We start from the raw sequence: 25,520 nt of genomic DNA on the forward strand, positions 1-25,520 counted from the left end.
CGCCGCCACCGGTTCACCGACATCCGCGACACCCGGAACCGGCGCCCGATCTCCGCATCCGACAACCCCACATCGAACAGCCCGGCCGCCTCCCGCCGCAGCGCCTCCCGCCGCGCCCGCTCCACAGCGGTCAACCCGCCGCCCTCGCCATACCGCATCCACCAAGGGAAACCCGCCCACACCCGACAGGCCAGTCACCACCAAGACACAGTCGATAACCCCAACTATTGAAGCTCTCTAGTTCTAGCCAATCCGAAGTAGGGCTTGTGAGGACGGCCGCAGGTGGATCGAGTCGGTAGCTGAGTGCGTGGGCGTCGTATGCCACTTCCCAGTCATCGATCACGGCTTGGGAGACGCTGGCGCCTGGTGGCCGGTATCGGCTGTTCTGCCGTGCGCTGGAGAGTGCGGCGAGCATGGGGGTGAGAGTGGCGCTCGCGCCCAGGGCTACGGCGTTTCCGAGTAGTTTGCGACGCTTCACATTGTCGTCCCATGGTCTGGGAGTAGGTAGGAGTCTGCTTTGCGGTACTCGCAGATGCGTCCGAGGTGCGGGGTGAGCGAGCCGTGTGCCTGTGACTCGCCGTCGCTGCCGACCGTGCCGCACGGGTTGTCGGATTCACGCAGGCGCCTCAGTCAATGATCGAGCGAGTCCGCGTGGTCATGGGTGGGCGGTCGGGCTTTATGTGGAGATCAGGGTGCTTAGGTCTTGTGCGGCGGGGAGAGTGCGCGCTGGCTCGGGCAGGGCGTTGATGACTCGCCGGGCGTTCACCCGTACCCGTGCGATCCGCCGTTCCTGTGGAAGCTCTCCCAGTATCGTCACAGCTTCCTTGAGTGCGTTAGACGGGTCGGTCGAAGTGTGAAGAACGATTTCGTGCAATTTGAGTTGGATTGACGAGTAGAAGTGTGTGGCAGGGTTGTGAAGGTGTTGTGCGGCTTGCCGGGCTTCTGCTGCGTTTTTGGTTGAACCGGCAAGTGAGTAGACGAGGCTTTGGGCTAGGTGGAGGTTCTTTTTCCTGTCGGATTGACTCGATGGGATTCGGCTGAACACTTCCTCGGCGTGTCGAATCGCTGAGACTGCGGCGCTGTGGTTGCCCATGGATGCAAGGACTTCTGCCTCTGTGAGGGTTGCGTAAACGAGCGTTCCGGTGGGCTTGCTCCCTGCGAGTTCTCGTGCTTCTCGGGCGAGCCTGGCCAGTTCGGGGAGGTGTTCGCTCACATTGACGACCCGGTTTGTGGCTTCCCAGCTTCGGGCATAGGCGGACAGATGACGGTCCCCAGATTGGTCGGCCAGGTTGCGTGCCGTGAGCCACCAGCGCCTTGCCAGACGCTCGTCTCCAAGTTGGACCGTTGTGGCCGCGATGAGCCCTGCGTGTTTGGCCGCCGCGTGGGCGATGTCGCGTTTGACACCCTCGGGTTGTCGGCGGGGCAGGTGGGGTGCGATCTCGACCCAGTCCCGCGTGAGTCCGGTCAAGGTGATGCTGGGAGCGGCGTTCACATACCTGCGCACATGAATTGGGTAGGCGTCTTCCCAGTCATCGATCACGGCCTGGGAGACGCTGGCGCCTGGTAACCGGGGCTGGCTTTTCTGCCATGAGCTGGAGAGTGCGGCCAGCACGGGCGCAAGAGCGGCGTTCACGCCGACGGCGGCGCTGTTCCCGATGAGTTCGCGACGCTTCACATCGTCGTCCCAGGATCCGGTAGTAGGACTGCGCTCCACGGTACCTGTAGGGCCGGGGGGCGGGTCGGACGTGGGGGGTGCGATGGGGGCGAACAGGGCTTCTTCGGTCGTGTCGAAAGTGGCGGCCAGGGCGTACTGGTAGCGGTCGGAGATACGGGTGACTTTGCCCGCTTCCCAGCGTTTGATGTAGGAGATCAGGGTGTCGCGGTCGGGACATTGGTCGGGGACGTGGCGGGCGAGTCGATCGGCTGTCTTGGCGTACGACCAGCCTCGGCTTTTGCGGGCGGCGCGGAGGCGCATGGCCGGTGTCGAGAGTGGGCGGTCCTCGGGTTGCGGGGCGTCGGTGGCCATTGGCGGATGCCTTTCGGTTCGCGCTGCTCCGGTGCTGCTTCACTGCGCTCCTCATCATGCCTCTGCCTGCGTGACGTGTCCGCGGATTCACTATTCGTGACATGAAACGGCTCCGGTCTGGTGGGTCAACACCGGGGGTTACGGGGCCTATCGGAAGGTAGGTCCGGCTATGGGCTGGCTCAGTTGGCAGACGAGGTGGGAATGAGTGAACGGCCTGATGATGGTGAGCGTCCGGATGCTTTTGGGCGGCTTGGGGCGTTGATGTCCCGGCTTCACGCCTATGGGCTGGAGACCGATCTTCAACCGCGCGGGTTGATCGTGGTCAATGCGAGGGTGGCGGGGTGTTGTGCGGAGGTGCCGCATCCGGCGGACACGGTCACGTGCAAGGTGCGTGAGGAGGACGGTGGGCGGTTGTGGTTCTTTCGCTTCGTGGGGTGAGCCGATCGCCGAGGCCGATCGGATCGTGGACGCGGCGTTGGTCGTGGCCACCGCTCTCGGCGCGCCGACCGATCATGGGTGTGCCGGTGAGTGAGTTCGGGCGTGGGCGCGGGGGGACGGGTGATGCGGCAGAGCCCCCCGCGTTCGCTTCACCGGGTGAGCGATTGGCCGAGTTGGCGTTGCTGGTGAGCCGGCGGTTTTCGGGTGTGGCGCCGATATTGCCGCACGGGACGGAGATTCTGCATCTCATCCGGCCCGGGAAAGGGCCGCATTATGTGGTGTGGGCTCGGCATCGGGAGGCGTTCCTCTGGTACTGCGGGCCTGATCATGGGGCGCAGCTCGGGGCGACGGCCGAGCAGGCCGCCGAGCAGATTGGGCGAGTGCTCGGGCTGCCACTCGCCTGAGCATCCGCGGGCCGCTAAGACCGGCGCGGTGGTGCGGGTTGACGCCGCCCCCGAGAGTCCTCGCACCGCCGCGCCTTTCCGTCTGCCGCAGCTGCCTTACACGTGCGGGGCTGGGCACGCTGCCGTTGCTGCGCCGTCACGAGAGCGCCGACCCCGGGCCCGCGGGACGTTCCATCCAGCGGATGGGTGGTCGCACGCCGCCTGTTTGTGCGGGTAGGGTCCGCTCGCCGCATGAGCTGGGGTGGCGCCGTCTTCCGATCGCTGCGGCCCAACGGCGTCACCCCTTGCGGCCTGACCTCCGGTATCGCGGGCGTGTGGTTCTCCAGGGTCCGCGGGCGGACGTGGGGTTTGCCGTAGGGCGGTCTTGGGGGTGGCCGTACTGCGCGGGGGGTCGTCTGTGCGTGATGCTGGGCTTCCGATCACGCGGGGAGGGTGGCTTCAATGCTCATGAGACCAACGCGGCGGCAGGTGTGGCAGGCGGCCGTGCCGGTGCTGTGCGCGGGGTTGCTTCCGGCGCTGCCTCGGGCGGCGCAGGCGAGCGGCGGGGGCGGGGTGGTCCGGGCCATTGACGCCCATGCCCGGCCGTTGCGGTCGACCGAGCCGTCTGGGGATCTGGGGGATCTGCGGGCGTTCGGGCAGATGGTGGACGGGGCGAGCGTGGTGGGGCTGGGGGAGGCGACGCACAATTCGCACGAGTTCTTCACCATGAAGCACCGGGTCTTCCAGTACCTGGTGCGTGCCAAGGGGTTCCGTGCCTTTGCCCAGGAGGTGCACGTCGGCGCGGCACTGCGTATCGACGACTATGTCGTCAGTGGTCAGGGCGATATCCGTCAGATCATGGACGAGGAGTTCCAGAGCGCCACGCGTCTGTGGAACACTCGCGAATACCTCGGGCTCTTCCAGTGGATGCGCGCCTACAATGCGCGGCATCGGCAGAAGTTGCGGTACGTCGGCAACGATGTGGACTATCCGGGCGAGGAGTTGTTCGTCCGGGTGGATGGGTATCTGCGGGGACATTATCCGGAGTTGGTGCCGGTAGTCGGGGGACTCTACACCGGCCTGCGTCCCACCGCGGGCATGGACGTGTGGACGACGCACTACCCGCGGAAACCCCTGGCCGAGCGGCAAACCCTTGCTTCGCGTGCGCGGGAGGTCGTGGCGCTGCTGAGGCGTCACGGGGCCGAGGACATGGTCGTGCAGTACGCCGAGTTCATCTCCCAGGTCGCCACGCTGTACTCCTATGATCTGGACGACCGGGCCGAGTTGCTGAAGGCGCTCCAGCATCGCGAGCAGGCGATGGCGGACAACACCGTGTGGTGGAACCGGCGGACCGGCGGGCGCACGCTGCTGTCGGCTCACAATGGCCATGTCACGTATTTCAATTCGCGTCCGGACTATCCCTATCGCATTCAGGGAGACCTTCTGCGCGAGCAGTTGGGGCGCGGTTATGTCAGCGTGGGCTTCACCTTCCACCATGGCTCGTTCAACGCCGCGCCGCCCGGTGGCGATGACCTGCTGCCCGTGACGGTCGGTGCCCCCGAGAGGGGGAGCAACGAGTTCACGCTCGATCAGTCCCGGTATCGCGACTACGTGCTCGACATGCGCACGGCACCCGCTCTGCTGCGGGACTGGCTCAGCCGGGTCCGTCCCACCCGCGACATCGGCACCGACTACCCGGACGAGCCCAGGCCCATCGTTTTGGGGGCTTCACACGATGTGCTGATCCACCTCCATCGGATTCGTGCCGCCACTCTGCTCTGAAGTGCGGGGTCAGGCGTCCTGCCCGGTGGAGAAGTCCTCTCCGGTGGAGACGTTTTTCTCAGCCGAAGTGTTTCTCTCAGCGGAAGTGTTTCTCTCAGCCGATACTGCCTTGATGAGATTGTCCGGGGTGAAGGCCGCGGCCAGGCGGCCGTTCGTGGGGGAGCGGCCCTCGATGGCGTCGGGGGACTCGCTGATCTCGAAGCCGTAGTGGGCCAGCAGGCCGCGGACGACGGCCCGCTGGGCGGCCGGGAAGACCTCGGCGGCCCGCATGAGCAGCCGCGCGGCGGTGGTGTGGTCGAACCGGGCGGCGGGCAGCGCGGGGTCGTCGAGGTGGAAGTAGCTGGACCCGTCGCCGCCGTTGATGGAGTAGCGCCGCACGCCGTTGCCGCCCAGCAGCGTCCCGGCGGCGATGGCCAGGGTGTCGGCGGCGCCGCCCGGGTCCGGGAAGCGGGACAGGTCGAGCCCGCCCGCCATCAGCTCGGGGACGGTGTGCTCCGCGCCGAAGTCGCGGACGGCGCGGAGCGGGGCGATGGCCGGCCGGTCGGGTGAGAGGTTGGCGTTGTCCCACGCCCACAGCCAGGTCTTGCTGAGGTGGGAGAAACTGCCCAGCAGGGTGACGCCGTGGTAGGTGCGGCCGTCCGTGGTGAGGGTCCGCGCGTCCAGGTCCCATTCGGCGTACGCGAGGCCCACGACCTCGTCCAGGAGGTCCTGGCGCTGGATCGCGGCGGCGGATCCTCCTGCGGCGAAAGCCTCGAACTCCGTGCTGTAGGCACCGAGACCGGCGGTGTAGCCGCTCCAGTATCCGGCCCGGCGCGCGTCGCCCCGCCGCCGGTAGATGTCGGCGAGGCGGCGCGCGGCGTGCTCGGACCCGACGTCCTGGACCGAGGCGCGGAACCAGGTGATCGCCTCGTCCTCGTCGCCGCGCTCGACCGCCGCGACGCCGAGGCTGAAGGCGGCCTTCGGGTGGCGCAGCCGCGCGGCCAGCCGCCACGACGCCAGCCTTCCCTCGGTGTCGCCCTGGTCCATCCGCACGAAGCCGAGGTTGAACGCGGCGCCGCCGTTGCCGCGCTCGGCGGCGCGCGAGTACCACGTCGCGGCCTGGTCGAGGTCGCCCTTACCGTCGGCGTCGTAGATCCGGCCGAGGTTGAACGCCGCCCGGTCGGAGCCCATGTCCCAGGCGCGGCGGTACAGGTCCATGGCCTCGTCGCGGGCGCTCTTCTCGATGAGGGTCGCGAGGTTCAGGATTCCGCCGCGGTCGCCGCCCTCGGCCGCGACCCGGTACCAGCGTTCCGCTTCGGCGGGGTCGCCGCCGCTCTCCTCGATGTAGCCGACCTCGAAGGCGCTCTCGGGGTGCCCCTTCTCGGCGGCCCGCCGCCACCACCGCTCGGTCAGGTCCTTGTCGCCCCGGTCGAGCGCCATGGCCCCGATCCGGTGGGCGCCGCCCGGATGCCCGGCCTCGTACGCCCGCGTGTACAGCTCCTCGGCCTCGGCGAGCCGGCCTTCGCCCTCGGCCTCCCGTCCCCGCTCGTACAGCGCGACGGCCTCCGCCGGATATCCGCTCATGATGTCCTCCCCGCAACGATCACGAGAATCCCGACGCGCCCCGTCCGGAACCGGTTCCCTCGGCCCCCTCGTGTTCGTTTTCAAGAAGAGCGTGTTCGTGGGAGAAGAGTGTGTTCGTAGGAGAAGAGCGTGTTCGTTACAGCGGAGCGTGTTCGGCTCAGAAGAGGGAGTGGGGCGGGTAGTTCGTGTCCCTGCGGTCGAGGGGTGGCGGGGGCGGCGGGGGTGGCGGCTTCGGTGGCATGGTGGACAGTTCGTCGGCGGCGCGCTGTGCGGATTCGGGGTCGCCCGAGTCCAAAGCCAGCTGGAGGTAGGTCTTGGCGGTGTCCCACCAGGTGTCGCCCGGGTTGTAGAACTCGCCGTCCCGGTTGTCGCTGATCAAGTGGCGGGCCACGTCGACGGCCGCGGCGGGGGACAGGCTGGTGTGCCCCGCGTCGACGACCAGTTTGAGGACGTCGACCGCGTATCCGGCCGGTCCGCCCTTCATGGCCTTCGCGGCGGCATAGGCCGCCGGGGCGAAGGTCTCGGCGGGCAGATGCGAGCCCGCGTAGCGGAGATAACGCAGGGCCGAGGACGGGGCGTCGTGGGCGACCTCCCCCGCCTTTTCGAGAAGGAACTCGGGGCGCACGTCCGCCGATTGCAGGCCGCCGCTCCGATAGCGGTCCGGGGTGTCTTCGAGGTCCAGCCGGGCGAAGTACTCCAGCAGGAACCGGTGGGCGAAGGCGTAGCTGCCGCCGACCTTCTGCAGCAGCGTCCTGGACATCGCCATGTCGAGGAAGGCCCGCTGACGCAGGGGGACGAGCCCGTTCCGGGCGAGGACCGCGCGGACGCACCAGTAGGTCAGCAGCCTGCGGCCCGAGCTGAGGAAGCCCGCGCAGAACCCGAGGAGGGCGCCGGTGAGCAGCCCGCGCGGACCGGTGATCGTCCACAGCCCGGCCGCCAGGGGAACGCCGACGGCCAAGGTGAGATCGACGCTCAGCCACCAGGTGGCCCTGCGCCCGCCGCCGTACGGAAGCTCGCGGAGTTCGCGGGTGGTGAGCCTGTCCAGGCTCGCGGTCACCGCGAAGACGAGGGGAAAGCCCAGGACGAGGGCGGCGAAGACGACGGGTGTCACGACATGGACGAAGTCGGAGAACGTCCATGCCGCGGCACCGAACTGTTCGGCGATGTCGTGCGCGAACCCGCCGAAGCTGGCCGTCATCATGGCGGTTAGGGCGACGACGCCGAGACCGGTGCTGATGATGCTGGCCAGCGCGGAGGTGACGCGGCGCGGCCTGCTCCGTCCGTCCGGCTTCCTGAACTGGTTCTCGGCTCCGAGGATGGCCAGGCCCGTGATCGAGGCGGAGACGGCGCTGAGTGCCAGCGTTGCCCAAGGTGAGAAGTACAGGCCGGCCAGGAGCCACGCGGTCGCGGCGGTCAGCAGGGCCGAGATCAGGGCGACCGTCCTGGCGACCGAGCGGCGCGTGCGCTCGGGGACCCAGGCCGGAGTGATGGACTCGACGTAGAGGGCGGTCTCCAGGTTCGACGCGAGCGCCCTGGCCATGTAAGTGAGCCATCGGACGACCTTGCCCTTGTCGAGCTTTCTCCTGCCTCGCCGGGCCCGCAGTGTCCGCTCGACGAAGGCCGCGATCAGCCGGTCACGCCGTTCGTACAGCGAGCCCCGCTCCAGGGAGATCTCCTCGGCCGGAAGGCCCTCGTAGGCGCGGACCGCGATGCCGAGCAGGAACGGCGTCCGGAGAAGCTCCCACAGGGTCGGGTCGGCGCGCAGCGCGCCGCGGACGCCCGCCAGCCGCTTGCCGAACCGCTCCAGATGCGACTGGACCTTGGCGCGGCTGAGCGGCTGGATGAGCAGCGCGGTCCGCAGCCGCAGGACGCGTCCCAGAGCGCGGTAGTCGGCGACCCGGCAGCAGACGACGACCGGCAGGACGCCGTGGGCGGCCGAGAACGCGTTGATCGACTCCACGCAGGAGGCCCGCCGGTTCAGCGCCAGCTCGTCCAGGCCGTCCAAGAGGGGGGCGATGCGTTCCTTCTGGACCCACGCCAGTGCCACGTCGCGGTGGATTCCGTAGAAGGGGCCGGTCAGCTCGTCCACCAGCCAGGTGTCGAGCCGTTTCTGTCCCGACCACGTCCCGAGGTGGAAGTAGACAGGGATGGGACGGGTGCGTTCGGATTTGGCCCTGTCCACGAGGTCGCGCAGGACTCCCAGGAGCATCGTGGTCTTGCCCGCGCCCGGTTCGCCGAGGATCAGCACGCCTTTGCGTGACTCGACCATCGCGGTCGCGGTCTCGTCCGGCGCGAGCATGACCGGCTCACGCTCGCCCTCCTCGACCAGGACGTCCCAGGAGCTGTCGACCAGGTCCGGCCGGTCCTCCAGGCCGAGATCGAGGAGGACCCGCCGGTAGACCGACTGGCGCAGGAGGCCCTCGGCGAGGGTCTCCAGGTTGTTGAGCATCTCCGCCCGGCTGTTCTCCAGCCGGTCGCGGTCGAGGAGGCCGTGCGCGGAGGGGGCGATGGTGACGCTCTGCCGGAGGTCGCCCCCGACCTGGGTGTCGCGGACGGTCAGTTCCACCAGGGGGCGCCGCCGGAGGCGGGGCCACCGGCGGCCCGGCCGCTCACCCATCCTGCCGCTGGTCCAGGTCGGCGCCGATCTCCGAGTCGGTGACCTCCTGCGTGCCGGGCCGGTTCAACGTCTGCCGCACCGAGCCGGTGACCTTCGTCCCCCGCACGTTCTGGTGCGCGGTGGGCGCGGGCCCGCCCGCCACGGTCAGCCACGCCTGGAGCCCTCCGCCGACCAGGACGACGACACCGGTGAACGCCCACCACGCCAGGTCCCATTTCTGGGTGAGCATGCCCGTCGTCACGTTCGTCAGGGCCGCCAGGACGACCGTGCCCGCTGCGGCGACTCCGCGTTTGGCTTTAGGGCCCACAGCTGCTCCCCGTCAGAACAGTCCGATGGCTCACGACCAGTATCTCAGGATCAGCCAGTATTTCGGGATCAGTAGGGCTGGGGGGCGGTGTCAGCGCCGCCTGTTCTCCTCCACGCGCCTGGCGACGGTCCTCGCCAGGTAGGGCTCCAGTTCTTCCGGCCGCCCGTTGGGGTCGTGCGACAGCAGAAGGGGCGTGCCGTCGTTGGCCTTGCCGAAACAGTGGATGCGGCCTGTCTGGACGGCCTTGGCCGGGTCGAGGACGAGGGGGGTGCGCAGCGTCTCTGTGCCCGTCCAGATCACCTGGTCGTCGGCCTTCAGGCCGGTGCGCAGCCGCGCCTTGCGGAGCTGTTTGCGGATGAACGGGTCGGTCGCCAGGTCGTTCGGGTGCTTGGGGATCAGGGTGGTGACGCCGGCGGCCAGGTAGACGCGGCCGTCGCCGTCCAGGGCGAAGGACCCGAACTGCCACCGGTGGCCCGTGATCACCACGCGGTCGACGCTCTGGAAGGGGCGCGGCTTGCGGGACTCCAGCGTCGGAAGGGGGGCGACCCGGGCGTCCCGCAGATGCCGCAGCGAGTCGGCGAAGAGGCCGTTCATGTGGTCGATCGCGGCCCGCCAGGCGGCCTGTTCGTCTCGCGCCCACAGCTCGTGCTCGGACGCCTCGGCCGCTCGCCGCCGCCCGTCGGCCGTGGCCTGCGCGTCGATTCCGCGGCGTTCGGCCGACACCAGGTCGTCGAAGTCGGTCACCGTTCCTCGGACCTCCCATCTCTGTCCGCCGAGCCTGGGAGCAACCGTGATCACGGCGGTCGGCCCCTAGAAGATCGCATACCGGACGGGGAAGGGCCAGGGCCGCGTTCCGCGCCCGCGCGGGACCGCCGGGAAGCCTCCGGGCGGGGCCATGACGCGGCCTAAGGCGAAGATCCGCAGGTCAGAGGGCTGTTGTGCACTGCAAAATCATGTGTTGCAAATCTGGTGCGGCGCTCGGTCCACCGCATAACCTCCACGACTACCGGCACGGAAGTCCGGTAACGCACTCTCTGGGGTGAATGAGGTCCAATGTACGATCTTCTGGTTCGCGGTGGGACGGTGCTGGACGGCACCGGCGCCCCCGCGCGCCGCGCCGACGTGGCCGTCTCGGCGGGCCGCATCGCCGCGGTGGGCGTCCCGGAGGGGACGCGGGCCGTCACGGAGATCGACGCCACCGGCCGGTACGTGATGCCGGGCTTCATCGACACCCACGTGCACGGCGACGCGGCCGTGTTCGACCCCGACGTTCAGCTCGCGGCGCTGCGCCAGGGCGTCACCACGTTCGTCCTGGGCCAGGACGGCGTCTCCTACGCTCCGGCGGACCCGGAGACGCTCCGTTACGTCAGCCGCTACTTCGCTCCGGTCAACGGAACCCACCCAGGGCTCGACGGAGGCCCGGTCTCGGTGGCGGACCTCCTGGCCTCCTACGACCGGCGCGTCCCCCTGAACACCGTCTACCTGCTGCCGCACGGGACGATCCGGCACGGCGTCATGGGGAGCGCCCGGCGTGCCCCGGACGACGGCGAGATCGCCGCCATGCGCGCGCGGGTCGAGCGCGGCCTGTCCGAGGGCGCGGCCGGGCTGTCGACCGGGCTGGAGTACGTGCCCGGCGCCTACGCCGCCGCCGACGAGATCGCCGCGCTGTGCGCCCCGGTGGGCGCGGCGGGCCTGCCCTATGTGACCCACATGCGCGGGTACGAGTCGCTGGCGGCCGGGGCGATGGCCGAGGTCCTGGACATCGCTCGCGCGAGCGGTGCCGCCCCCCACGTCTCGCACCTGCACGGCCCGCCGGACGAGCTGATCGCGCTCATGGACGGCGCGCGCGCCGAAGGCATCGACCTGACCTTCGACAGCTACCCCTACCTGCGAGGATCCAGCACGCTGACGCTCGTCACGCTGCCGGACTGGCTCCCCGTCGCCGACCTGGACGCCGTGCTGGACGATCTCGCCGATCCGGCCGTCCGGAACCGGCTGGAGCGCGACTGGTTCGCGCGCCGGCCGGAGATCTGGCCGCGGATCACCCTGTCCCACGTGCCCTCCGACGATCTTCGGTGGGCCGAGGGCATGACCCTTCCGGACGCGGCGGAGCGGGCCGGGACGACCCCCGGCGAGTTCTGCTGCGACCTGCTCGTCGCCACCCGGCTGGAGGCGGGCTGCGTGTTCGCGCAGCCGCCCGGCAACACCGACGAGTCGGTCCGGACGCTGCTGCGCCACCCCGCGCACACCGCCGGCTCCGACGCCATCTACCAGGGGGGCCACCCGCACCCCCGCGGCTGGGGCGCGTTCGCCCGGCTGCTGGCCCGGCACGTCCGCGACCTCGGCGACTGGACGTGGGAGCAGGCGGCCGTGCACCTGGCCGGGCGCGCCGCCGACCGGTTCCGGCTCGCCGACCGGGGCCGCGTCGAGCCCGGCCGCGCCGCCGACCTGGTCGTCGCGGACCCCGCGACGATCACCGACCGGGCCACCTACGAACGACCACGGGCACCCGCGGACGGCATCGAGCACGTCCTCGTCAACGGCGTCCCCGTGCTTGCCGGCGGAGTGCTTACCGGTGGAGTGCTTACCGGCGGGTCCGCCTTGCATCGCCCACCCGGACGGGCCCTCATACCGGCCTGACCGTTCCTTCCCACCCCGACCTTCCCACCCCGTTCGCCGGAGCCCTCCCGGGCCCGGACCGTCACAAGGAGTCCCTCCATGATCGGAAGGTTCTCGCGCGCCGTCGTGGCCACCGCGGCGCTGGGCGCGCTGACCGCCGCGACCGCGTGCGGCGTCAACTCTGACGACAAGGGCTCGTCCGGCGACGCCGGCAAGTCCAAGGCGCTCAAGGTCGGCTGGTCCACGATCTACCTCACCCCGTCGTGGATGCAGCAGACCGACAAGATGATGAAGGCCGACGTCGACAAGCTGAAGAGCGACGGCAAGATCGGCTCGTACCAGGTCTTCAACGCCAACGGCGACACCTCCCAGCAGATCGCCCAGATCAGGGCGATGATCCAGCAGAAGTACGACGTGATCCTGGTCGACGCGGGCTCGTCCACCGCGCTGAACCCCGCCCTGGAGCAGGCCGTGACGGCCGGCATCACCGTCGTCAGCTTCGACAGCCTGGTCACCTCCGAGAAGGTCGTGCGCGTCGGCACCGACCAGAAGGAGTGGGGCCGGATGACCGGCCAGTGGCTCGGTGAGAAGCTCGGCGGCAAGGGCAAGATCATCGCCTTCAACGGGCCGGCCGGCGTCGCGGTCAGCGAGGAGCGCTGGCAGGGCGCCGAGGAGGCGCTGAAGAAGTTCCCCGGCATCAAGATCGCCGCGAACGTGCACAGCGAGTACAACCTCGCGCCCGCCGCGCAGGCGTTCGCCTCGGCCTACTCCGCCAGCCCCGACATCGACGGCGTCTTCTCCCAGGGCGGCGCGCTGTCGGCCGCCGCGCTGCAGACGCTCGTCAAGCAGAAGAAGAAGCTCGTCCCGATCACCGGGGAGAACTACAACGGCTTCCTGAAGATGTGGAACGACAACAAGGCGAAGGGCTTCTCCTCGCTGTCGACCGCGCAGCCCAACTACCTGGGCGTGATCGCGCTGCGCGCGGCGGTGGCCAAGGCGGGCGGCGCGACGGTGCCGAGCAGCATCATGGTGCCGCTTCCCAAGATCACCGACGACAACCTCGGCGAGTACGTCAAGGCCGACCAGCCGGACGACTCCTACCCGATCCAGGAGCTGCCCCAGGCCGAGATCGACAAGCTGATCGGCAAGTAGCCATGACGCTCCTGGCCGTCGAGCAGGTCTCCAAGTCCTTCGCGGGCAACCGCGTGCTCCACGAGGTGAGCTTCGACGTCCGCGCCGGTGAGGTGCTCGCCCTGGTGGGCGAGAACGGCGCGGGCAAGAGCACCGTGCTCTCGCTCATCACCGGACTGCTGGCGCCCGACTCCGGACGCGTCGTCTACGACGGCGAGCCGGTGCGGGCCTGGTCCCCGCACCGGGCCCGCGCGGTCGGGATCGGCTCGGTGCACCAGGAGCTCAGCCTCAACCCGCACCAGACGGTGGCCGAGAACGTGTTCCTCGGCCAGTGGCCGTCCCGCCGCGGCCTGATCACGCGCCGCGACCTCGCCCGGCGGGCCCGGCCGCTGCTGGAGCGCGTCGGCCTCGGCGTCGACCCGCTCACCCGGGCGGGCAAGCTGCCCCTCGGCCAGCAGCAGCTCGTCGAGCTGGCCAAGGCGCTCGCCTCCGAGCCGCGGCTGCTGATCCTGGACGAGGCGACCTCCGCCCTGGACGACGACCAGGTCAGAGCCGTCTTCGCGGTCGTGGACGAACTGCGCGACGCGGGCTCGTCGGTGATCACGGTCAGCCACCGGATGGCCGAGCTGTTCGCCATCGCCGACCGGCTGACCGTCCTCAAGGACGGCGCGGTCATGGCCACCCGCGCCCGCGCGGAGACCGGCCACGACGACATCGTCCACCTCATGATCGGGCGCGAGCTCTCCGACCTGTTCCCGCCCAAGGCGGCGGACGGCGGACTGCCCGGGGACCGGCGAGTCGCGGGCCCGGCGGACGGGGAGATCCCCGCCGCCGCGTCCGGCCCGGAGCCCGGCCCGGCCATCGCCGCCGGCCCGCCCGGGACGCCGCGGCTGCGCGCCCGGGGGCTGACCGTCCCCGGCGCGTGCGCCGGCGTCGACCTCGACCTGGAGCCCGGCCGGATCATCGGCCTCGGCGGGCTCCAGGGGCAGGGGCAGCGCGCCGTGCTGCGCGCCCTGTTCGGCCTCGTCCGGCACACCGGGCGGGTCGAGCTGGACGGGCGGCCCGCGCGGACGGCGTCCCCGCGCGAGGCGATCCGCGGCGGCATCGCCTACGTCCCCGAGGACCGCAAGGTCGAGGGGCTGCACGTGGGGCAGAGCGTCCGCGCCAACCTCGCCCTCACCAACCTCGACGTCGTGACGCCCGGCCGGCGGCTCCTCACCGTGGACCGCCGCGCCGAGGCGCGCCTGGTCGACGACCTCGTCGAGCGGATGCGGATCAAGGTCGCCGGGCCGGGCCAGCAGGCCCGCCGGCTGTCGGGCGGCAACCAGCAGAAGGTCGCGCTGGCCCGCTGGCTGCCGTCCCGGCCGCGGATCCTGCTGCTCGCCGAGCCGACCCGCGGCATCGACGTCGGCACCAAGCGCGAGATCTACCACCTGCTCCGCCGGCTGGCCGACAGCGGCGTGGCGGTGCTGGTCACCTCGGGAGACACCATGGAACTGGTCGGCCTGTGCGACGAGGTCGCCGTCATGTACGAGGGCGCCGTCGTGGACCGGCTGTCCGGCGACGGCCTCACCGAGGAGCGGCTGGTCCGCGCCTCCGTCATCGGGGCGGTGTCGCATGCCTGACCGGCTCACCGGCGTCCTGCGCGGCAACCTGGACGTCACGGGGCTCGGCGCGCTGCTGGTCGTCCTGCTGGCCGTGTACGCCCACTACGACTCCGAGCTGTTCACCCCGGCGTCAATCACGATCCTTTCGGCGCAGTTCCTGCCGCTGATCCTGGCCGCGATGGCGCAGAGCACCGTCATGCTGGCGGGCGGCATCGACCTGTCACTGGGCTCGGTGCTGGCGCTCGCGATGGCGGTGTTCGCCGTCCGCGCCGAGGACGGGGTGCTGCTCGCCGGGGTCCTGGCGCTGGCCGCGGCGGTCGCGGCGGGGGCCGCCAACGGCGTCCTGGTCGCCTACGCGGGACTGCCGCCGATCATCGTGACACTGGCGGCGTCGTTCGTGTGGGGCGGCGTCACGCTGGTGGTGCTGCCGAAGCCGGGCGGCGCCGTGCCGTCCGGGCTGGTCAACGCCTACAACAACGGCTGGAACGGCATCGCGCTGCCGTTCGTGGCGATCGCGCTGGTCCTGGTGCTGTGGAAGGCGGTCCGGACGACCCGGTTCGGGCTGTCGCTGTACGCCGTCGGCGGCAACGAGCACGGCGCCTACGCCAGCGGCATCGCCACCCGCACCGTGAAGATCGGTACCTACGCGTTCGCGGGGGTCTTCATCGGCCTCGCCGGGATCGGCCTCGCGATCCAGACCGGGTCCGGCGACGCGACGATCGGCGCGCCCTACACGCTGAACTCCATCGCCGCGTCGGTGCTCGCCGGGGTCAGCTTCTTCGGCGGCGTCGGGCAGATGCGCGCGACCGTCCTCGGCGCCCTGCTCATCGGGCTGCTGACCAACCTGCTGCTGTTCACGGGCATGTCGCCCTTCTACCAGCTCATCGTGCAAGGGGTGGTGCTCATCGTGGCCATCACCGTCAAGACTCTGGCGACCCGGGAGAGGACGGACTGATGACCGCCCCATCGCAGACCGCGCCCGCGCGCCCGGCGGCGACCCTGCCGCGGGCCCTCGGCGAGAACCGCGCCGCGCTGGCGTTCGGCGTCCTGCTCGTCACCTGGATCGCCGCGATCCTGTTCGCCAAGGGCTTCGACAGCGTCTCCAGCGTCCGCTACCTGGTGCAGACCGCCGCGTTCCTCGGCATCGTCGCCGTCGGCCAGACCCTCGTGATCATGATGAGCGGGATCGACCTGTCGGTGTCGGGCGTCGTCGCCCTCTCGGCGGTGGTGTGCGCGCAGGTCGCCTCCGGCGCGGGTGGGACGGCCGGCATCGCCGTCGCCCTCGCGGCCAGCGTCCTGGTCGGGCTCGCCAACGCCGCCGGGGTGACCTGGCTGCGGGTGCCGCCGATGGTGATGACGCTGGCGACCGGGACGATCGTCGCGGGCGCGCTGCTCGTCTACACCGACGGGTCGCCGAAGTCGGCGAAGATCCCGCTGCTCGGGGCGCTGGCCAACGACCGGGTCGCCGGGGTGCCGCTCGCCTTCGTGCTGTGGATCGGCATCACCGCCGTCGCGGCCTGGCTGCTGCACGCCTCCCGGGTCGGCCGGTACGTGTTCGCGCTCGGCAACGGGGAGCGCGCGTCCCGCGCGTCCGGCGTGCCGCTCGCCCGGACCGCGTTCATCGCCTACGGCACCTGCTCGCTGCTCGCCGGGGTGTCCGGGCTGGTGCTGCTCGGCTTTACCTCCACCAGCTCGCTGACCATGGGCAACCCGTACCAGCTGCTGTCGATCGCGTCGGTCGTGCTCGGCGGGACGTCGATCCTCGGCGGGCGCGGGCACGTGCTCGGCACGGTCGCCGGGTCGCTGCTGCTGACGCTGCTCACCGCGCTGCTCGCGGCATGGAACATGTCCGAGGGCGTCCGGCAGATCACGCTCGGGCTGCTCATCATCGCGCTGCTGCTGGCCTACGCCAGGGAACGGCGGTCCTGATGGCGACGGCGGAGGAGGCCGGGGAACTGCTGCGGGACCTGGTCGCCGTGCCCAGCGTCAACCCGCGCGGCGGGCCCGTCGGCCCGGGCGCCGCGCGGGAGCTGGGCGAGGCGGCGGTCGCCCGGTACGTCCACGAGTGGTTCACGGCCCGCGGGATCCGCGCCGAGCTGCGGGAGGTCCTGCCGGGACGGCCCAACGTCGTCGCGACCGTGCCGGGCCGGGACCCGCGCGCGGTGCTGCTGGAATCGCACCTGGACACCGTCGAGACCGGCGGCATGTCCGTCGCCCCCTTCGCCGGGACGATCCGGGACGGGCGGCTGTACGGCCGCGGCGCCTGCGACGCCAAGGGGCCGCTCGCCGCGTTCATGCTGGCGGCGGCGGAGCTGGCCGCGGGCGGCCCGCCGCCGTTCGGCGTCGTCGTCGCCGGGGTCGTGGACGAGGAGCACGCCTACCGCGGCGTCCTCGGCCTGATCGAGCAACTGGTGGGCACGCGGGTCGTGGGCGCCGTCGTCGGGGAGCCGACGGGGCTCGTCCCGGCGACCGCGCACAAGGGCTGCGTGCGCTACACGGTCCGGGTGCTCGGCGAGGCCGGGCACAGCTCGCGGCCGGACGAGGCCGTCAACGCGGTCACCCTCATGGCCAGCGTCGTCGGCCACCTCGCCGGCCCGGTACCGGGCCCACCGGCGCACCCGCTGCTCGGCGCCGCCACCCGGTGCGTGACCCGGATCCGCGGCGGCGAGGGCCCCAACACCGTGCCGGGACGCTGCGAGATCGACGTCGACCGCCGCACCCTCCCCGGCGAGGACCCCATCGAGGTCTGGCGGCGGGATCGAGCCGAGCTGACCGCGCTGATCCCCGGCCGGATCGAGGTGGACGAGCCGTTCACCGTCGACCACGCCCTCGACACCCCCGCCGGCGAGGCCGTGCCCGCCGCCCTGTGCGCGGCGCTGGCCGCGGCGGGACGGGACGGGACCGTCCGCGGGATGCCGTTCGGGACCGACGCCAGCAAACTGGCGCTGGCCGGCGTGCCCTCGGTCGTGTTCGGGCCCGGCTCGATCGCCAACGCGCACTCGGCGGGCGAGTCGGTGGCGCTGGACGACGTGGTGGCGGCGGCGCGGGCGATCGTGGAGACCGTCCGCACGCTGCCCGCCGGCACGCCGTCCGTCGGCACGCTGTTCGCCGGCACCGGGCAGGCCCCCGGGGAGGACGCATGAGGCTGACACCGGCCGTCGACCTCGTCGGCAGCGGCGCGGCGGGCTTCGACCTCACCGACCCGCTGGACTGCCACGTCTACCTGGTGCGCGGCACCCGGGGCGCCGCGCTGATCGACGCGGGCGCCGGGGCCTCCGCCGGGACGCTCGCCCGGGAGCTGCTCGCCGCGGCCGGGCCCGATGGGGAACGACACCTGCTGCTCACGCACGGGCACGCCGACCACGCCGGCGGCGCCGCGGAGCTGGCCCGGCTCGTGCCGGGGCTCGCCGTCCGCGCCGGGTCCCCGGCGGACCGGTGGATCGCGTGCGGCGCCGAGGACAAGCTCAGCGTCGACCGCGGCAAGGCGGCCGGGGTCTACCCGCCCGAGTACGCGTTCCCGGCCTGCCCCGCCGTCCGTCCCATCGCCGACGGCGAGGTGGTCGACCTCGGCGGCGGGGTCGCGCTGCGGGCCGTCGCCACCCCCGGGCACGCCGACGGCCACACCTGCTACCTGCTCGACGCCCCCGGCGGGCGGGCCCTGTTCTCCGGCGACTGCGTGTTCACCGGCGGACGGATCTCGCTGCAGAACCTGCACGACGCGCGCGTCCCCGAGTACGCCGCCAGCCTCGTCCGGCTCGCCGGCCTGGACGTCGACGCGCTGCTGCCCGGCCACCACGAGATCTCCCTCGCCCGCGGCGGCCGCCATCTGGCCGCCGCCCGGGACGTCCTGTCCCGCGGCCTTCTTCCGGAGAGCACCACATGAGCGCCGAAGAGAACCCCGCCGCCGGGCGGACCCGCGGCACCACCGCGAGCGCCCCTGAGAACACCACCCCGGCCACCCCGAAGAGCAGCGCCGCGAACACGGCCGGAAACACGGCCGGAAACACGACCGGAAACACTGCTGGGGACCTCGCTACGGGCGCCCCAAAGAGCGCCGCCGCGAACGCAGCGGTGAACGCGGCTGGGAGCACCACTGCGGGCGCCTCCAAGGGCGGCGCCGGGAACGCGGCTGGGGATACCTCCAAGCGCGGTGCTGGGAACTCGGTTGGGAGCACTGCTGCGGGCGTCCCCCAAGGCGACGTCGGGAACGCGGACGTGAACGCGGCTGGGGACACTGCTGTGGGCGTCCCCAAGAGTGGTGCTGGGAACGCGGTCTTGAACATGGGCGCTAGCGGCGCTGGGAACGTGGCCGGGAATGTCGGGGCGGGTGCGGCTCCCGGTGCGAAGGGGGGGACGGCCGGCGGCGCGCGGGGGCGGCCGCCGGCCCGTAACCAGTCGTCGTCGCTGCGCCGCGCCCTCGCCGTGCTCGACCACGTCCGCGACCACGCCGACGCGCGCGGCGTCTCGCTGACCCGCATCGCCGAGGACCTCGGCATCTCCAAGAGCACCGTGCTTCGGCTCGCCGCGCCGCTCGTCGACGGCGACCTCCTCACCCGTGACCGCGAGACCGGCTGGTTCCGGCTCGGGCACGGCGCGCTGCGGCTCGGGCAGGCGTACCTGTCCACGCTGGACCTCCGCGCCGTCGCCGCCGACCCGCTGCGCCGCCTCCAGCACACCGTGGGGGAGACCTGCCACCTCGTCGTCTACGACGCGCCCAACGTCGTCTACGTCGACAAGGTGGAGAACGACCACAACGTCCGGATGGCTTCGCGGGTGGGCATGCAGATGCCCGCCTACCGGACGGCGGTCGGCAAGGCCGTCCTCGCCTGGCTCGGGGACGACGACTTCGACATGGTCGTGGCCGCGGGTCTGGAACCGCGCACGTCGTGGACCATCACCGACCCGGTGCGGCTGGCCGCCGAGCTGGAGCGGGTGCGGGTCGCCGGGTACGCCGTGGACGACCGGGAGAACGAGCCCGAGGTCCGCTGCGTCGCCGCGCCGATCTTCGATCACAACGACCGGGCCGTCGCGGCGCTCAGCGTGTCCGGGCTGACGTCCCGGATGACCCCGGCGCGGGTCCGCGAGGTCGGCCCGCTCGTGGAGCGGACCGGGCTGGAGATCTCCCGCGTCCTCGGCTCCGCCAACCCCCGCCGCCGACCCGACCGCCGCGCGGGCGGCCGATCCGAAGGGAGTCGTCCGTGAGCGGCCTGACCCGTCCCGCCGAGCACGTCGACTGGCGGACCAAGGGCTTCTGGGTGCCCGGCGAGCCCGTCCCCCTGGCGGAGTTCGCCGCCGCCCGGCACCCGCTGTTCGGCGGCCCGTTCACCTGGCCGGTCATGGTCGCCCGGCGGCCGGCGCTGGAGCACAACATCGCCGAGCTGGCCGCCTTCTGCGCCCGGCACGGCCTGGCGTTCGCGCCGCACGGCAAGACGACCATGGCCCCGTCGCTGTTCCAGGCCCAGCTCGACGCGGGCGCCTGGGGGATCACGGCCGCGACCGCGAACCAGGTGCTCGCCTGCCGGCGGTTCGGCGTCCCGCGCGTCCTGCTGGCCAACGAGCTGCTCGACGCGGCGGCGCTGCGCTGGCTCGGCGGCGAGGTCGCGGACGGCCTGGACCTCCTCCTGTACGCCGACTCGGCCGAGGGCGTGGCCGTGCTGTCCGCGGCGGCGGGCCCGCGCCCGTTCCGGGTCCTGGTCGAGCTCGGCCACCCCGGCGGGCGCACCGGCTGCCGCACCACCACCGAACTGGCCGCCGTCGCCCGCGCCGTCGCGGACGCCCCGGGCACGGAGCTGGCCGGCGTCGCCGGGTACGAGGGCGGGCTGCCGGACGTCGCGTCCGCGGGCGCCTACCTCGGTACGCTGCGCACCGCCACCGTGGAACTGGCCGAGGCCGGGCTGCTGCCCCGCGAGGTCGTCGTCACCGCGGGCGGCAGCAGCTACTTCGACCAGGTCGCCGAGCGGCTGGCCGGCGACTGGCTGCCCGGCCGTGAGCTGACCGTGATCCTGCGCAGCGGCGCCTACGTCTCCCACGACGACGGCTTCTACACCGAGCGGACGCCGTTCACCCGCGTCCCCGGCTCGCTGGACGCGGCGCTGGAGATCTGGGCGCAGGTCACCTCCGTCCCCGAACCCGGCCTCGCGATCGTGGGCATGGGCAAGCGGGAGGCGCCCTACGACGTCGGCCTGCCCGTCCCGCTGCGGCTGCGGCGACCGCGACCGGACGGGCGGGCCGGCACCCTCCACTCAGCGGACGGCCTGCGCGTCACCGCCGTCAACGACCACCACGCCTACCTCGCCGTCGACGCCGCCGGGCCGCGTCCGCGCCCCGGCGACCTCGTCTGCTTCGGCATCTCCCACCCCTGTACGGCCTTCGACAAATGGCAGGTCATCCCGGTCGTCGACGACGACCACACGGTGACCGACCTGATCCGCACGTACTTCTGAGCTTCTGAGAGCCCCCCGTACTTCTGAGAGGACGACCATGATCCCCCGCTTGGCGCCGGGAGCCGCGCTGACGGCGACCGGAGTCGTCGCGGTCGTGCGCGGCACCCGCGCCGACCGCCTCGCCGGCGTGCTCGACACCCTCGTGGCGGCCGGCGTCCGCTGCCTGGAGATCACCCTCAACACCCCGGGCGCCCTGGACGGGCTCCGCGCGGCACGCGACCGGCTGCCCGCGGACGTCGAGCTCGGTGCCGGGACCGTCCGCACCGCCGAGGGCGCGGCCGCCGCCGCCGACGCGGGCGCCACCTTCCTCGTCTCGCCCGACTGCGGACCCGAGGTCGCCGCGACGGCCCGCGACCGCGGCCTCGCCTACTACCCGGGCGCCCTCACCCCCGGCGAGGTCGCCCGCGCCTGGGACCTCGGCGCGACCGCCGTCAAGGTCTTCCCGGCGAGCGCGTTCGGTCCCGGCTACCTGCGCGCCCTCGCCGAGCCGTTCCGCGACATCCCGCTGCTGCCCACCGGCGGCATCGGCCCCGACACCGCCCCCGGTTACATCGCGGCCGGCGCCGTCGCGGTCGGCGCGGGCGGCTCCCTCATCGGCGACGCCCTCGACGGCGGCCCGCTCGACGCGCTGGCCGACCGGGCGGGACGGCTCCTGGCGGCCGTGGCGGCCGCGCGATGACCGGGCCGGGCGTCGATCTCGTCACCTTCGGCGAGACCATGGCGCGGCTGGAGAACCCCGTCGTCGGGCCGATGCGGCACGCCCGCACCCTCGACCTCGGCGTAGGCGGCGCCGAGTCGAACACCGCGATCGGGCTGCGCCGGCTCGGCGGCACCGCCGCCTGGTTCGGCCGCGTCGGCGACGACGAGTTCGGCCGGCTGATCGTCACCACGCTCGCCGGGGAGGGCGTCCGCCTCGACCACGCCGTGGTGGACGGCGCCGCCCCCACCGCGCTGCTGTTCAAGGAGCGCCGCTCCGGCACGCTCACCCGGGTCCGCTACTACCGGACGGGCAGCGCGGGCTCCCGGCTCGGCCCGGCCGACGTCCCGCACGACCTCGTCCGCTCCGCGCGCGTCCTGCACGTCACCGGCATCACCGCCGCCATCAGTGACACCGCCCGGCGGGCCCTCGACGACGCGATCGAGACGGCGCGCGGCGCGGGCGTCCCGGTGTCCCTCGACCTCAACTACCGGCGCGCGCTGTGGACGCCCGCCGAGGCCGGTGAGCACCTGCGCGACCTCGTCAAGCGCGCCGACCTCGTCTTCGCCACCGAGCAGGAGGCGCGGCTGGTCGCCGCCGGGGACGACGCCGCCGCGCTCGCCGCGTCCCTGGCCGCGCTCGGCCCCGGGGAGGTCCTCGTCAAGCGGGGCGCCGCCGGGGTGGTCGCGCTCTGCGAGGGAGAACCGCACGTCCGGGCCGCCCACCGCGTCGACGTCGTCGACCCCGTCGGGGCGGGCGACGCCTTCGCCGCCGGATACCTGGCAGAGTTCGTTCGCGGCCGGCCGGTCGCCGACCGCCTGGCGACCGCCACGGCCGCCGGGGCCTACGCCGTGACCGTCCGCGGCGACTGGGAGGGCCTGCCCAGCCGCTCGGACCTGGAACTGCTGCAGACCGCGGACGACACCGTCACCCGCTGAAGGGAACGTGACAGCCGATGGACTCCTCGCTCTATGTCCTGGCGGAGGATCTGCCCAGCCGGGATGGGCACAGCGTGGATAGGCACAGCGTGGATGGGCACAGCGTTGAGGGGCACAGCGTGGACGCTGCGCGGATCCTCTCCCATGGGGTCTCGTCCCTCACCTTCGGCGCCGCCTACCACCGCGCCCGCGACGTGACGCCCCACGGGCGGACGCGCGTCACTCTGCGCCGCGACGGCGTCCACTTCCCGCTGGGCGACCTCTTCGACGGGCTGCGCCTCGTCCCGCCCGTCCAGGATGGCGCCGACCGGGAGCCGCTGCGCGCGCTCCGGGAGCAGACCCGCGACCTTGGGGTTCCCCTCCACGGCTGGGGGGTCTTCCTGCACAACACGACCCTCGGCCTAGCCTTCCCGGACGTCACGCAGGAGAACTGTTTCGGCGACCGCGCGGCCCCCGCTGACCTGTGCCCGTCCAACCCGGACGTCCGCGCCTACGCCGTCGCTCTGGGCCGCGCCATAGCCAGGCAGGGAGTGGACTCGGTCGTGGCGGAGTCCCTCCACTTCGGGACGTTCGGGCACGGCTACCACCACGAACGGTCCTTCGTGGACCTCGGCCCCGCCGCCGAGTTCGCCCTCGGCCTGTGCTTCTGCGACCACTGCCGCGCCCGCGTCCCGGACGCCGAGGCGGCACGCGCCGCCGCGTCCCGGCTGGTGGGGGCCGTCCTCGACGGCGGACCGCCCGCGAGCGACCTGCCCGGCGTCCTCGCCGACTACGCCCGAGCGCGGACGCCCGTCGTCACCTCCCTCGCCGCCGAGGTCGCCGAGGCCGTCGCCGCCGAGGGCTCCCTGCTGACCTTCCTCGACCTGAGCGGCGCCGTGAAGGGCTACGCCGACGGGCTCCCCACCGGCGCCCCGGCCGCCGAGGACGCCTGGCGGATCGGCGTCGCCCCGGCCGACCTCGCGGCGGCCGTCCCGTCGTACGCGATCCTCTGCTACGCCCAGGAGACCACCCGCATCGCCGAGGACGTCGCCGCCTACCGCGCGGCGCTGGGCGCGGAGACGACGCTGCGCGCCGTCCTCCGCCCCGGCCTCCCGGACACCACCTCGGCCGAGCACCTGGCCGCCAAAGCCGCCGCCGCCCGCACCTCGGGCGCGGACACCGTCGACTACTACGCCTACGGCCTGGTCCCCCTCCCCGTCCTAGACCGCATCCTCCTGACCAGCGCCCCCACCCCCTGACCAGCCCCGCCCCAGCGCCGCGCGGCCGGATCGCTGCGTGGGGTTGCACTGCGTCTTGATGTGGTGCTGGATGTGCTGCGGACGTTCATGGGCACACTGGGGGCGCCGGTGAAACAGGTCGCGGTCCCGCCGGGGTGGTCGGCCGCGATGTCGTGCCGGGATGCGGCGTCCTGGAGGCGTGCGCCGGTGCCGTGCCGAACGGAGGAGGGCCATGAGTGAGGAACCCGTGATCGTCGTGACGCGGCGGTGGCCGGAGGCCGTGCAGGACGCGCTGCGCGAACGCCACCCCGGGGCGCGTCTCAACGAGGCGGACCGGCCCCTCGGCCCGGACGGGCTGCGCGCCGCGCTGCGCGAGGCGGACGCCGTCCTGCCGACGGTGTCGGACCGGCTTCCGGCCGCGCTGTTCGAGGGCGGGGTGCGCGCCCGGTTCCTCGGCAATTTCGGTGCCGGGTACGACCACGTCGACGTCGAGGCGGCCCGCCGGAGCGGCGTCGTCGTGACGAACACGCCGGGCGTCCTCACCGAGTCCACGGCCGACATCGCCATGACGCTGATCCTCATGGTCGCCCGCCGCGCGGGGGAGGGTGAGCGCGAGTTGCGCGCCGGTCGCTGGGCGGGCTGGGGGCCCACCCACCTGCTCGGCTCCGAGGTCGGCGGGCGGACGCTCGGCGTCATCGGGATGGGCCGGATCGGGCGGGCCGTGGCGCGGCGCGCGCACTTCGGGTTCGGCATGCCCGTCGTCTTCCACAACCGGAGCGATGTCGGGGACGTGCCCGGCGCGACGCGGCTCGGCAGCGTCGAGGAGGTTCTGGAGGCGGCCGACTTCGTCTCCCTGCACGTCCCCGGCGGCGGTGAGCCGCTGATCGACGCGGCCCGGCTGGCGCGGATGAGACCCACCGCGTTCCTGATCAACACGGCGCGCGGCAACGTCGTCGACCAGGACGCCCTGGTCGACGCCCTCCGATCGGGTGCCATCGCGGGCGCCGGACTCGACGTCTACGCGGACGAACCGTGCGTCCCCGAGACGCTCCGCGAGCTGGACAACGCCGTCCTGCTCCCGCACCTCGGCAGCGCCACCCTGGAGACCCGCACCGCGATGGGCATGCTCGTCCTGGACAACCTCGACGCCTTTCTCAGGGGCGAGGAGCCCCCCAACCGCGTGGCGTGAGCCCGGCCGGACGCGCGCGGCGCGGAGCGGGCCAGGTCAGCAGGGCTTCAGAGAACTGATCTTGTAGCCGAACTCGTTGGTGTTCCCCTTCGACCAGACCAGCGGCTCGGGCTGGGCCGCGCGCCTGTCACCCTTGAAACGGGCGTGCTCGTAGAAGCACCACCGCCGTTTGGTGCGGTTCCAGGCGGACAGCACATGGTCGTTCATATGTCCTTCCAGCTCGGTCAGGTCCCGCGCCTTGTGGGCGAACGACAGCCGCGCGCCGCCACCGTCCCGTTCGTGCCAGATGCACATCCTGCCTTGGGGGCAGTCGTCGTACCCGGCCGCCTCGGGCGCCGAGGCCGCCGCGGCGGCCCCCGGCGACACCGCGCACGCGGCCACCAGACACAGCACGGTTCGAGTCCAGATCTTCACACCGGCTCCTCAGGACGATACGTAAGTGATCAACTACAGAGAGTGTAAGTGTCGGGACGTCCTCGATGCCGGAGGGGCTCGCCAGAATCAGGGCGACGCTCGGCGGAGAGATCCCGGAAGTGGCGTAACTCTGGGGTGCTCTCGATGTC

General features: G+C 72.2%; 21 protein-coding genes. 14 read left to right on the top strand and 7 right to left on the bottom strand.

The window, feature by feature from the left end:
* Positions 1–158, bottom strand: a 158-nt coding sequence (locus E1291_RS01970; RefSeq protein WP_131735778.1) for a helix-turn-helix domain-containing protein, incomplete at its 3' end; no start/stop codon positions are given.
* A gap of 518 nt (positions 159–676) precedes the next feature.
* Positions 677–2,026, bottom strand: coding sequence for a helix-turn-helix domain-containing protein (locus E1291_RS01975; protein ID WP_131735779.1), 1,350 nt, complete (start codon positions 2,024–2,026; stop codon positions 677–679).
* 1,283 nt (positions 2,027–3,309) lie between these two features.
* Between E1291_RS01975 and E1291_RS01980 the strand changes: the two genes are divergently transcribed.
* Complete coding sequence (locus E1291_RS01980) at positions 3,310–4,629, top strand: erythromycin esterase family protein (protein ID WP_131735780.1); 1,320 nt, start codon at positions 3,310–3,312, stop codon at positions 4,627–4,629.
* A gap of 9 nt (positions 4,630–4,638) precedes the next feature.
* Here the strand turns inward: E1291_RS01980 and E1291_RS01985 are convergent, their stop codons facing one another.
* The 4 genes from E1291_RS01985 to E1291_RS02000 form a co-directional block, all read right to left on the bottom strand.
* Positions 4,639–6,192, bottom strand: a complete 1,554-nt coding sequence (locus E1291_RS01985; RefSeq protein WP_131735781.1) for an SEL1-like repeat protein — start codon at positions 6,190–6,192, stop codon at positions 4,639–4,641.
* Positions 6,193–6,349: 157 nt separating this feature from the next.
* Positions 6,350–8,809: an NACHT domain-containing protein gene (locus E1291_RS01990; protein ID WP_131735782.1), complete on the bottom strand. Its 2,460-nt coding sequence runs from the start codon at positions 8,807–8,809 to the stop codon at positions 6,350–6,352.
* Positions 8,802–9,116 (bottom strand): hypothetical protein, encoded by a 315-nt coding sequence (locus tag E1291_RS01995; RefSeq protein WP_131735783.1) that lies wholly within the window; start codon positions 9,114–9,116, stop codon positions 8,802–8,804. Before E1291_RS01995 ends, E1291_RS01990 begins: the two co-directional genes overlap by 8 nt.
* Before the next feature lie 90 nt (positions 9,117–9,206).
* Positions 9,207–9,860, bottom strand: coding sequence for a hypothetical protein (locus E1291_RS02000; protein ID WP_131735784.1), 654 nt, complete (start codon positions 9,858–9,860; stop codon positions 9,207–9,209).
* Between the two features lie 309 nt (positions 9,861–10,169).
* On the opposite strand from E1291_RS02000, the gene E1291_RS02005 reads away from it, so the two are divergent.
* The 13 genes from E1291_RS02005 (at position 10,170) to E1291_RS02065 (ending at position 24,957) form a co-directional block, all read left to right on the top strand.
* Positions 10,170–11,756, top strand: coding sequence for an N-acyl-D-amino-acid deacylase family protein (locus E1291_RS02005; RefSeq protein WP_165494918.1), 1,587 nt, complete (start codon positions 10,170–10,172; stop codon positions 11,754–11,756).
* A gap of 78 nt (positions 11,757–11,834) precedes the next feature.
* Complete coding sequence (locus E1291_RS02010; RefSeq protein WP_131735785.1) at positions 11,835–12,887, top strand: ABC transporter substrate-binding protein; 1,053 nt, start codon at positions 11,835–11,837, stop codon at positions 12,885–12,887.
* Positions 12,888–12,889: 2 nt separating this feature from the next.
* Positions 12,890–14,491, top strand: a complete 1,602-nt coding sequence (locus tag E1291_RS02015) for a sugar ABC transporter ATP-binding protein (protein WP_131735786.1) — start codon at positions 12,890–12,892, stop codon at positions 14,489–14,491.
* Complete coding sequence (locus E1291_RS02020) at positions 14,484–15,428, top strand: ABC transporter permease (RefSeq protein WP_131735787.1); 945 nt, start codon at positions 14,484–14,486, stop codon at positions 15,426–15,428. Before E1291_RS02015 ends, E1291_RS02020 begins: the two co-directional genes overlap by 8 nt.
* Entirely contained in the window at positions 15,428–16,402 is a 975-nt protein-coding gene (locus E1291_RS02025) for an ABC transporter permease (protein ID WP_131735788.1), read from the top strand. The genes E1291_RS02020 and E1291_RS02025 overlap by 1 nt, the downstream gene beginning before the upstream one ends.
* Positions 16,402–17,616 (top strand): M20/M25/M40 family metallo-hydrolase, encoded by a 1,215-nt coding sequence (locus E1291_RS02030; RefSeq protein WP_165494919.1) that lies wholly within the window; start codon positions 16,402–16,404, stop codon positions 17,614–17,616. The genes E1291_RS02025 and E1291_RS02030 overlap by 1 nt, the downstream gene beginning before the upstream one ends.
* Positions 17,613–18,356 (top strand): MBL fold metallo-hydrolase, encoded by a 744-nt coding sequence (locus E1291_RS02035; protein ID WP_131735790.1) that lies wholly within the window; start codon positions 17,613–17,615, stop codon positions 18,354–18,356. Before E1291_RS02030 ends, E1291_RS02035 begins: the two co-directional genes overlap by 4 nt.
* Before the next feature lie 422 nt (positions 18,357–18,778).
* Positions 18,779–19,675: an IclR family transcriptional regulator gene (locus E1291_RS02040; RefSeq protein ID WP_242613886.1), complete on the top strand. Its 897-nt coding sequence runs from the start codon at positions 18,779–18,781 to the stop codon at positions 19,673–19,675.
* Positions 19,672–20,916: an alanine racemase gene (locus E1291_RS02045; protein ID WP_131735792.1), complete on the top strand. Its 1,245-nt coding sequence runs from the start codon at positions 19,672–19,674 to the stop codon at positions 20,914–20,916. Before E1291_RS02040 ends, E1291_RS02045 begins: the two co-directional genes overlap by 4 nt.
* Positions 20,917–20,953: 37 nt before the next feature.
* A complete protein-coding gene (locus E1291_RS02050) occupies positions 20,954–21,595 on the top strand; it encodes a bifunctional 4-hydroxy-2-oxoglutarate aldolase/2-dehydro-3-deoxy-phosphogluconate aldolase (protein WP_131735793.1) in 642 nt (213 codons plus the stop codon).
* On the top strand, positions 21,592–22,551 hold the full coding sequence (locus tag E1291_RS02055) for a sugar kinase (RefSeq protein ID WP_131735794.1): 960 nt from the start codon (positions 21,592–21,594) through the stop codon (positions 22,549–22,551). The genes E1291_RS02050 and E1291_RS02055 overlap by 4 nt, the downstream gene beginning before the upstream one ends.
* A 119-nt stretch (positions 22,552–22,670) precedes the next feature.
* The gene (locus E1291_RS02060) at positions 22,671–23,789 is read left to right on the top strand and encodes a hypothetical protein (RefSeq protein WP_131735795.1); all 1,119 of its coding nucleotides are present in this window, start codon (positions 22,671–22,673) and stop codon (positions 23,787–23,789) included.
* A 211-nt stretch (positions 23,790–24,000) separates the two neighbouring features.
* The gene (locus tag E1291_RS02065; RefSeq protein ID WP_131735796.1) at positions 24,001–24,957 is read left to right on the top strand and encodes a 2-hydroxyacid dehydrogenase; all 957 of its coding nucleotides are present in this window, start codon (positions 24,001–24,003) and stop codon (positions 24,955–24,957) included.
* A 36-nt stretch (positions 24,958–24,993) separates the two neighbouring features.
* On the opposite strand, the gene E1291_RS02070 is transcribed toward E1291_RS02065, so the two are convergent.
* Positions 24,994–25,371 carry a peptidase inhibitor family I36 protein gene (locus E1291_RS02070; RefSeq protein ID WP_131735797.1) on the bottom strand — a complete coding sequence of 126 codons (378 nt, stop codon included), beginning with the start codon at positions 25,369–25,371 and terminating at the stop codon, positions 24,994–24,996.
* Between the last annotated feature and the right edge of the window lie 149 nt (positions 25,372–25,520).

Origin of the sequence: Actinomadura roseirufa, assembly GCF_900659635.1 — a bacterium.
Classification (GTDB): domain Bacteria; phylum Actinomycetota; class Actinomycetes; order Streptosporangiales; family Streptosporangiaceae; genus Spirillospora; species Spirillospora roseirufa.